Source organism: Spongiibacter sp. (genome assembly GCF_041602295.1).
In the GTDB taxonomy this organism is placed as follows: Bacteria; Pseudomonadota; Gammaproteobacteria; order Pseudomonadales; family Spongiibacteraceae; genus Spongiibacter.
Window position 1 is genome coordinate 1 of record NZ_JBFIGO010000107.1, and the last position, 8,640, is coordinate 8,640.

The following is an 8,640-nucleotide window of genomic DNA, read 5'->3' on the forward strand; positions in this document are numbered from 1 at the left end:
TTCAGCGGTATCGGGTTCACAGTTCCTGGATAACCAAGATCTGAACGCCGGCGACGCCGCGTCATTCAGCTTCGTAAGCTCTGACGGCATCGAAGGCACAACGGGCCTGGCGGCTCCTACCGGCGCCTACTCGACCGATGCAGCCCCTGCCGTACCGGCCCTGTAATTTTCGTCGACAACTGGGCGGCCTTCGGGCCGCCACATCATCAACACCACAGCAACAGTTAAAACATTTAGGAGGTGCAGCATGAAGCGGAAACTGACAGGCAGTGCAACTGGCTCCATTATCTTGTTCTTCGCGTCCAGCATGCTGGCCTCGGTGCTTGGCCTGAGACAGATTGACCGCCTTAATACCGAGACCGCCTGGGTGGCGGGAGGCGATATTCCGGCCGGTCAGATGATTACTCGTGCGCTGCTTCGCGAAGCAAAGGTGAAAGACACGGATAACGCCATTCTCGATCCGCGAGCGATTATCGGTAAAACACTCACCACCAATAAACGCAGTGGGGATACGTTTAGCGCTAATGAGTTGGCGCTGCCCAAGCGACCCACTTTAGCCCAGGCGGTTCCTGAGGGGCGTGTTCTTTATACCCTCAGACCCGATCCTTCCAGCATTCCCTTTGCCCAACTTCGCGGTGGCGACCGCCTGGACGTGCTGGTGACCAATCGCCATGGCGTGCACACTGTGGCCAGCGATGTCCGATTGATCGGTGTCATGCGCAACGGCGCTGCTGCGAATAACACTAGCGCTGATGTGATGAGCCTGTTGCCAAAGGATCGTTCGGCAGCGACCGCTGGTGCCAATGTGGCGTCCTTAGTGGTCGCCGTCTATCCACAGCACGTTTATCCGCTTGCCAGCATTGGCAAGAGTGATAAGGTGAGCTTGGTGCTACACAGTGCTCGCGGTGAAAAATTGGCGGTGCGCCCGGCGGCGACCCACCGTGAAGTAGAAATGGTCAGTGGCCTGTCACGTAAGAAAGTGTTGCTGCGGCTCTAGCGGCAACCACGACTTGAGGAAGGCATCATGTTTGGCTCGCCGCGCAGTGCAGAAAAGACTAAGGAAAAGCCCGCCGACGACAGTGGCGATGACTATATGCGCCGCCTGCGCAGTTTTGTTCACCAGCGTTTGATCGATTCATTAGATGATGGTGGGGCGAGAAGTCTAGGCGATATTGAACAGGTGCGAGAACGCCTTGTTGTCATCCTTGAAGAGCTTGAAGAAGAGCGCGGGATCGCGGTTTCCGACAGCCAGCGACGACAGCTAGAGCAGGAAATACTCGAAGAGCTCGGTGGCTTGGGGCCGCTGGCGCCGTTGATGATTGAAGACGATATTACCGATATTCTGGTTAACGGCCCCCACGAAGTGTGGGTGGATCGTGCCGGCCAGCTGCAGCAAACCACTATCCGCTTTGACGACGACGCACATCTGCGTCGCTTTCTCGATCGCATTGTCGGTGCGCAGGGCAGGCATCTCGATGCCAGCAACCCCATGGTCGATGCGCGACTGGCTGATGGCAGCCGTCTGCACGCGGTGATTCCGCCGCTGTGTGCCAAGGGCGCGATTGTGTCCATCCGCCGTTTTCGCTGCGAGCAGCTCGACGAAGCGCAACTGGTCGCCAGCGGTTTTCTCAGCCAAGACATGCTCGACACCTTGAAGCTGGCGGTGAATGCGGGCATCAACGTCGTCGTCGCTGGCAGCGCGGCAGCCGGGAAAACCACGCTGTTGAATCTTCTGTCGAAGAGCATCCCCGATAATCAGCGCATTGTCACTATTGAAGAAACCGCAGAACTGCGTCTCAGTCACCCTCATGTGATTCCACTTGAGTCACGGGCTGGAAATATGGAAGGCCGCGGCAGTATCAGTTTACGCGAGCTGGTACGCACCGCGCTGCGCATGCGCGCCGACCGCATTATCGTCGGCGAGGTTCGCGGTGGTGAGGTGATGGATATGTTGCAGGCGATGAACGTGGGGCACGAGGGCAGCCTGACCACGGTTCACGCCAACAGCCTGGCCGATGTGTTGCGCCGCCTTGAGTCGCTGGCGCTGATGAGCGACGCCGATATTCCTCGGGAATCGGTGCGCGAAATGATTGCCTCGGCGATACAGCTGGTGGTGCATGTAATGCGCTTTCGCGACGGTTCACGCCGGGTGGTCAGCCTCGGTGAGGTGTATAGCAAGGACGGCGATCTGGGCGTGACGCCGCTGTTTAATTTTAAGACGGACTCTGCCCAGGAGGATGGCGTGATTCGCGGTCACCACGAATACACCGGTGCGCCGCTGCACTTTTTGCAGCAGGTCGCCGCGCGCGGCTTTGCGGTCGATTTACCGTTTTTGAACAACGGGGTGAACCGTGGCCTGGATTAATATTGTTGAACTCGGACTGCTTTTTCTCGCGGTCATGGTTGCCGGTTTTATTGCCTATGCACGTCTGCGTCCGGCAGCGCTTCAGGGCGACAGAGGTTTGCTGCTGGATGATATAAACGTCGACGAAAAACCCTCGCCGATGCGCGCAAATATGCGGACACTCAATCTGCGTATCGAGCCCTTGGTTTTTGTGTTGGTCACTGCTGTTGTCAGTCTGTGTGTTTTTCTCATTGTGTTGGAGTTGTTCCCAGCTAATTTGTGGGTGGCCATTGCGGCCGCCGCCGCGTTTACGGTGATGAGTTTCTTTATGCTGGCCGATATCAGTCAGATGTTGCGTCGCAAGTTTGAAGAGAAATTGGTGGATGCACTGGACCTGATCTATGCGGCAATTCAAGGCGGTTTACCGCCTCGTCAGGCCTTGCTGGTGGCCGCTGAATCCTCCAAGGGCGCCGTAAAGCGCGAGCTGGCGGAGATAGTGGCGCGGCTAGACTACGGTATGCCGGTGGAAAAAGCGGTGGAGCGACTGCGTCTTAAATACGATACAGAAGCGGTGCGTTTGTTTAGTCAGGCACTGGTTGCCAAGTGGCATTCGGGCAGCGACTTCGGCTTGTTGATCAGCTCGGTGAGTGTATTGGTTCGCGACCAGATTCGCCTGCGTATTATGATCAGCGGCCAATTGTCTGGTGCGCGCTACGCGGCAATTTTTACCGGGGCCTTACCCTATTTATTGGTACCGGTATTCCTGTGGAAACAGCCGGACTGGTTTGAGCCTTTGAGCACCAACCCCAATGGCGGCAGTTACCTGATGGCCGCCGTTCTGTTACAGGTTGGCGGCTTTTTGTGGTTGCGCCGTTTGTTGAGGGCAGAGATATGAATGACAGCTGGCTGATTGATATTGTTTTTCTTCTGCTGTTGCTGGGGATTGCGTATATCGCCCTGCGCCTGCGCTCGGCGAGCCTTGAACTTGGCAGCGATGATGCCGAAATCAATTTCGACGAGCAGCAACGGCACTTCAGGCTCTATCCCGGCAAGGGCATTCGCCAGGCGGGCCTGGCACCCAAGCGCATGCAGCTCAGTTATTGGCTGCTGAAATTTACCCTGTTGTTACTGGGGCCAACGCTTTTGCTTGAGTTGAGCGGCGGCACAGTGGCTATCTGGGTGCTGGTTGCGGTCGCCGCCGGGCTGTTTTTTGCATTTGATCTTTGGTTGTTGCTGGTGCGTCGCAGACGCCGCCAGCTCATCACCCGCTCGTTGAATTTTTTTGTGAATTTGTTGGTGGTTTACCTCAAATCGGGAATGAGCCTGGGCAAGGCCTTCGATCAAGCCGCCGAATACGGTTTGGGAAAGAAAAATCCCCTCGCTCAGGAAATTTCCTTACTGAGTAAAGAAATTGAAGCGGGTCGGGGGCGCGACGAAGCTTTTGCCAAACTCGCTCAGCGCACCGGTGTCAGTGATCTTGAAAAAATCGCCGCGGTGTTGCGGGTGGGCTTTCAAGTGGGCTCCCCCGTTGCCGAGACGCTGGCTGCACAGGCTGAGTTGCTGCGTGCCAAGCAAACACAAATGGGCACTGAGTTGGTCAATCGCAAATCGATGGAGGCTATGTTGCCGATGTTGATGGTGTGTTTTCCCATGTTTTTGGTGTTGGTGCTGTTCCCTGCGGCCTCTCAGGTATATGAGGTGTTGCAGATGATGAAAGACTTATTTTGACAGGATGCCTATGAACGGGTTGCTCTTCGCCTCTAAGCCAGTGGATTTAAGCCGTCGCTCCGGTTACCGGCAGCGGCAAGGCGGCTTTATTATCACGGTAGAATTAATCCTGATCACCACTATTGTGATTATTGGCTCTTTGGCTGGGATCTCGGCCATTCGCGATGCGCTGCGGGATTACAGTGCCGATAAAGCGGGTTCGGTTGCCTTAGTCCGCGATGCCAATGGCGTGATACTGGGGCCGGCGGTGGACTACGACGAGCACGAAGCCCCGCGTATTCCCTATATTGACCGCAGTGTGTTGCCGCTGGCGCCAGACCCGGCCCACCGCAACTACCGAGCGTTGATCGGTGTGCGCGACGACCGCTTTACCGGGCGCGAGCCGGTTTACTATTCCGGTGGCAATTGCACCGGCACACCCTGTATTAAGGTAGCCGGTGATGAGGCGACAGACAGTCGGGGTTTAGATGGCAACTTGGGCGGCGGCTCCGTCGGCTATATTTACGCCTTACAGGGCGGCCCCACTTACGCCATTGGCAGCTCTCCCGACGGTATCAAGGGCTTTTTGTTTCGTCAGGCGCCGCAGGCCTGCCCGATTGACGCGGCTGAAATTCGTTCCCGCTATGTGTCTCAGAAAGTTGTGAGTGGATCGCCCTGTGAGGCCTTTGCTGGAGGCGGCCCTACTGAACCACATACCGATTGTCTGGTTAGCAGCAGTATCGCAGACGCACTTCCCTGCGAATGCCCGGCTGGCTACGAAGACAAAAGTGACCTGTTAAGCGCCTACCTTCCCGAGATTGAATCCCGCGCTGATCGGGTTTTCGCCCAGATCAACAACGATAACGTCATTGGCAAGACAATTAGCACGCTTAATGGCGGCCCACTGGTTCGGCCGGAGGTCGGTAAGATTTGCTGTCCGCTGGGCGCGCCTCTGGAAGCCGGAAATATCGTCGATACTGTGGTCTATTTGCTGGCCTATAACTCATTACTGAATATTAGCGACGATAATACCTTGACGGCGACCCTGGTCGAGCGCGCTGAAATCATTCTGGCTTCGCCGCCGATCAACCTGGCTCCAGGGGAGTTGAAGTGCCTGTCGAATCTGCGACTGGCTTTGGCTGAATCGGTGCCCCATCCCGATGACGCGGAGCGCAATGCCCTAGAGTTTTTCCAGACGCCCTTTAGCATCGCTCTGCCAGCGGATGTTGTCGGCCAGAATAGCAGCGGCGGCCCCAATTGGATTTACACTGCGCCGCGCAGTGAAGCCCCGTGACCCCTCGGTAAACACGTATCGTCGCAGAGGGAGATCTTCGCTAGTTTGTACAAACAGTGTCGAGTGTTACGTAGTTCATGCTTGGCTGCGCCCACCTCGAAGCACTGCTACTAGTGGAGAGCGATGATGAAACGCCGAATTAGCAAAAGCTGGTTGGCCAGTGCCCAGGCTGGATTCGTAACGGCTGAGATATCCCTGCTTAGCGCGATGATGGTGACTGGCGCAGGGGTGGGCTGGTTGAGCCTTCGCGATGCGCAAACTGCCGAGATCGCCGATCTGGCGGAGGCCGTAGGGGCCGTCGATCAAAGCTACTCCTATCGCGGTTTACGGGCCGGGCACGGTGGTGCCAGTGTGGCGGGGTCGAGCTTTCGCGACACGCCTGATAGCGGTGATGGCCAGCGCGTGCAGTATTTGCCCAGTCGCGAAGTTGAGGGCCAAGGTCGCCCCTAGGGTGATTTGCAAAATGCTTCCCATAGTACAAAGTTAGTCGCTTACAGCGGCGTGAAGGCGCCGCTTCCCCGTCACATCCCCCTTGCTTCCCCAGTAACTGCGCAGCCTAGCGAGAATTTCTACATTATTGGCCAACTGGCCTGGCTCTTGCTGTATGACACCTAGATACATTCTTTGATGGATATTTGGGGCAAGGTCATGACATCAGCAAGCAGCTTTCGACGCAACCTCAGTTGGCTCGCCACTGGCGAACTGATGGTGCGTGTGTCGCGGTTACTGGCCACCCTGATATTGGCCCGCTACCTGAGTTTGCAGGATTACGGCATTGCTGCCCTGGCGGTTGCCTCGGCGGAGATTGTGAGGATCCTGGCGGCTAATGGTATTGGCAACCTAATCTTAAAAGCGGAGAAGGCGAAGCTAGTACTGGTAACGCAAACGGTGTTCTGGCTGAACTTGTTGATTGGGATAAGCATGTTTGCGCTGCAATTTTTCGCCGCGCCGTTGATTGCTGAGCTCTACCAGGCTGCAGTCCTTGAGTCCCTGCTCCGCGCCTTGTCGTTCAGTCATCTTATTTATCCATTCGCGATGGTCCAGTTCAACTTACTGCAGCGCGATAGCCGCATGAAGGAAGCGGGGCTGATCATGGGGGCGACGGTTACCCTAGACAATGTGCTCTGCGCGGTACTGGCCTTGAGTGGCTTTGGTGTGTGGTCGGTTATCTGGCCCAAGTTGTTTGCGGCGACATTGTGGGTGCTGGTGATCAATCGGCGCGTTCGCTGGCTACCACGGCTGCAGTTCTCCTGGAGTGAACTGCGCGAAGCACGTCGTTATTCCGGTGGTGTGCTGATGGCGGAATGCCTGAAAAATGGCCGCAATCAGTTTGATATGTTTATTCTTGGCCGCCTGTTGCCGGCCGACATTTTCGGTTTGTATGCCTTTGCTCGCAATGCCGGCCTGGGGATCAGCCTGTCGCTGACCAACGGTTTTAATACCGCGCTGCTGCCCAAATTGTGCGATGCTCGCCGTGCGGGTGAGTCGCTGGGCAAAAGTTATTTTTTGAGTCTGGCCACCGCAATGAAATTCATCGCGCCGCTTATTCTTTGTCAGGCATTGTTGGCGCCCGTCTATGTGCCGTTGCTGTTTGGTCCGCAGTGGGCGCCAGCGAGTATGCTGATTGTTGCGCTGTGTTTGTCGGCCATTCCGCGCATGGTGTTTGAATCGGCAAGTATGTACTTCCGGGCGGCGGACCAGTTGCGCAGTGAAAACCAGGCAGCTGCAATATTTACTCTGTTGTTTTGTGGGGTGATTGCCATGACCAGTGTGCTGGGCGCACAGGCTGTCGCGGTGGCGATGATCGGCTGTTATCTTGTTGGCGCGGCACTGTTGTTGGCAGTCATTGCTCGCAGTGCTGATAACACTGTTAGTCGCGAACTATCTGTTGCCTGAGTCGCGGCCAGTCATTGCCGTTAGCCCCTGTCCAATCCTCTTGTTCTCTCGTCTATTTCCTCTTGTGTAGTTTGAATAATTAAGGTGCTTTGCAAAATGCGATTTTTTTTGCTGAAGCATTGCCTTAAGTGTCGTAAGTGTTATTTAAAATCCTTTTAAATCATATAGTTAAGTAAATTTTTAGGCTTGGCACAGCGGTTGCAATTCCCAGAGAAAGTCATCATGAACGGGATCACAGCCATGCAAGCAATCAAAAACCAAGTCAACAGCGTCTTTGCCCTTTTCCTTGCCAGTTTGTTTTCACCTGTCGACCTCGGCATCAAGCAGTTCGCGAAGCGGGGTTACAAGCGCGGCTACGACATTCTTCTCAGCAGTCTGCTGTTGGTGATGTTGTCTCCGCTACTCCTTATTACTGCCCTGGCGGTGTGTCTGGAAAGTCGCGGCCCAGTATTTTTTCGCCAGCAGCGCGTCGGTAAAGACGGCAAGCTGTTCAGCATGATCAAGTTTCGCTCGATGAGCACGGATGCCAAATTGCACGCCGCTGTCGCGGAGATGGAAAGTGATCGCGACGGTGTGTGCAAGAAGTTTGTTAACGATCCCCGTGTGACACGCACCGGCCGGATTATTCGCAAACTCTCTATTGATGAACTGCCGCAGTTGATCAATGTGCTGCGCGGTGAAATGTCGCTGATCGGTCCGCGTCCCGCTCTGCAAGAAGAAGTGGCTCAGTACAGCGACTACGATCGCCAGCGCCTGGCTGCGCTGCCGGGCATCTCCGGTTTGTGGCAGGTGTCGGGCCGGGCGGACTTGAGTTTTGAAGAGCAGATCGACCTAGATTTGCGCTACATCCGCGAGTGCAGCTTGTTCGCCGACATTCGCATTACTCTGCAAACCATCCCAGCAGTACTGCGCGGCAGTGGCGCGTACTAATAAGGCAACAGCGGTAATAACCCCTACAGATAGGTATAGGCTCATGACATTCTTGGAAGAAAACGTAAAGACAACGACTGCTCAAAGCACTGCGCGCCGCGGCGCCCCCCTGGTGAGTGTGGTGATCCCGATGTACAACGCAGCGGCGTACTTGCAGGATTGTCTGGATTCAGTGCTGGCTCAGACCTACAAAAATTTCGAAGTGATTGCCGTGGATGACGGTTCGCCAGATAACTGCGCTGAGATTATCAGCGCTTGCCAGGACCCCCGAGTCAAGCTGGTTCAGCAGCGCAACCGCGGCCTTGCCGGCGCGAGGAATACCGGTATCTGTCGCGCCAGCGGCGACTATATTGCCTTTCTCGACTCAGACGACATGTGGCGTCCAGAAAAACTGGAAATGCATGTGGCGCATTTGCGTGCCAATCCCTCGGTGGGAGTCAGTTACAGCGCCTCGCAGTTTATGGATGAA

General features: G+C 55.7%; 9 protein-coding genes. All 9 read left to right on the forward strand.

Features of this window, described 5'->3' with window-relative positions:
* Positions 1 to 247 precede the first annotated feature (247 nt).
* Entirely contained in the window at positions 248 to 997 is a 750-nt protein-coding gene (locus ABYM29_RS13395) for a hypothetical protein (protein ID WP_372865277.1), read from the forward strand.
* A gap of 27 nt (positions 998 to 1,024) precedes the next feature.
* Positions 1,025 to 2,365, forward strand: coding sequence for a CpaF family protein (locus ABYM29_RS13400; protein WP_372865278.1), 1,341 nt, complete (start codon positions 1,025 to 1,027; stop codon positions 2,363 to 2,365).
* Positions 2,352 to 3,239, forward strand: a complete 888-nt coding sequence (locus ABYM29_RS13405; RefSeq protein ID WP_372865279.1) for a type II secretion system F family protein — start codon at positions 2,352 to 2,354, stop codon at positions 3,237 to 3,239. Before ABYM29_RS13400 ends, ABYM29_RS13405 begins: the two co-directional genes overlap by 14 nt.
* Positions 3,236 to 4,072 carry a type II secretion system F family protein gene (locus tag ABYM29_RS13410; protein WP_372865280.1) on the forward strand — a complete coding sequence of 279 codons (837 nt, stop codon included), beginning with the start codon at positions 3,236 to 3,238 and terminating at the stop codon, positions 4,070 to 4,072. Before ABYM29_RS13405 ends, ABYM29_RS13410 begins: the two co-directional genes overlap by 4 nt.
* A 10-nt stretch (positions 4,073 to 4,082) precedes the next feature.
* Positions 4,083 to 5,345: a hypothetical protein gene (locus tag ABYM29_RS13415; RefSeq protein WP_372865281.1), complete on the forward strand. Its 1,263-nt coding sequence runs from the start codon at positions 4,083 to 4,085 to the stop codon at positions 5,343 to 5,345.
* Positions 5,346 to 5,468: 123 nt separating this feature from the next.
* Positions 5,469 to 5,795 carry a hypothetical protein gene (locus tag ABYM29_RS13420; protein ID WP_372865282.1) on the forward strand — a complete coding sequence of 109 codons (327 nt, stop codon included), beginning with the start codon at positions 5,469 to 5,471 and terminating at the stop codon, positions 5,793 to 5,795.
* A gap of 198 nt (positions 5,796 to 5,993) precedes the next feature.
* Positions 5,994 to 7,241: an oligosaccharide flippase family protein gene (locus ABYM29_RS13425; protein WP_372865283.1), complete on the forward strand. Its 1,248-nt coding sequence runs from the start codon at positions 5,994 to 5,996 to the stop codon at positions 7,239 to 7,241.
* A gap of 222 nt (positions 7,242 to 7,463) precedes the next feature.
* On the forward strand, positions 7,464 to 8,171 hold the full coding sequence (locus ABYM29_RS13430) for a sugar transferase (protein ID WP_372865284.1): 708 nt from the start codon (positions 7,464 to 7,466) through the stop codon (positions 8,169 to 8,171).
* 43 nt (positions 8,172 to 8,214) lie between these two features.
* Positions 8,215 to 8,640 (forward strand): glycosyltransferase family 2 protein (locus ABYM29_RS13435; RefSeq protein ID WP_372865285.1); only part of this gene is annotated, 426 nt, incomplete at its 3' end.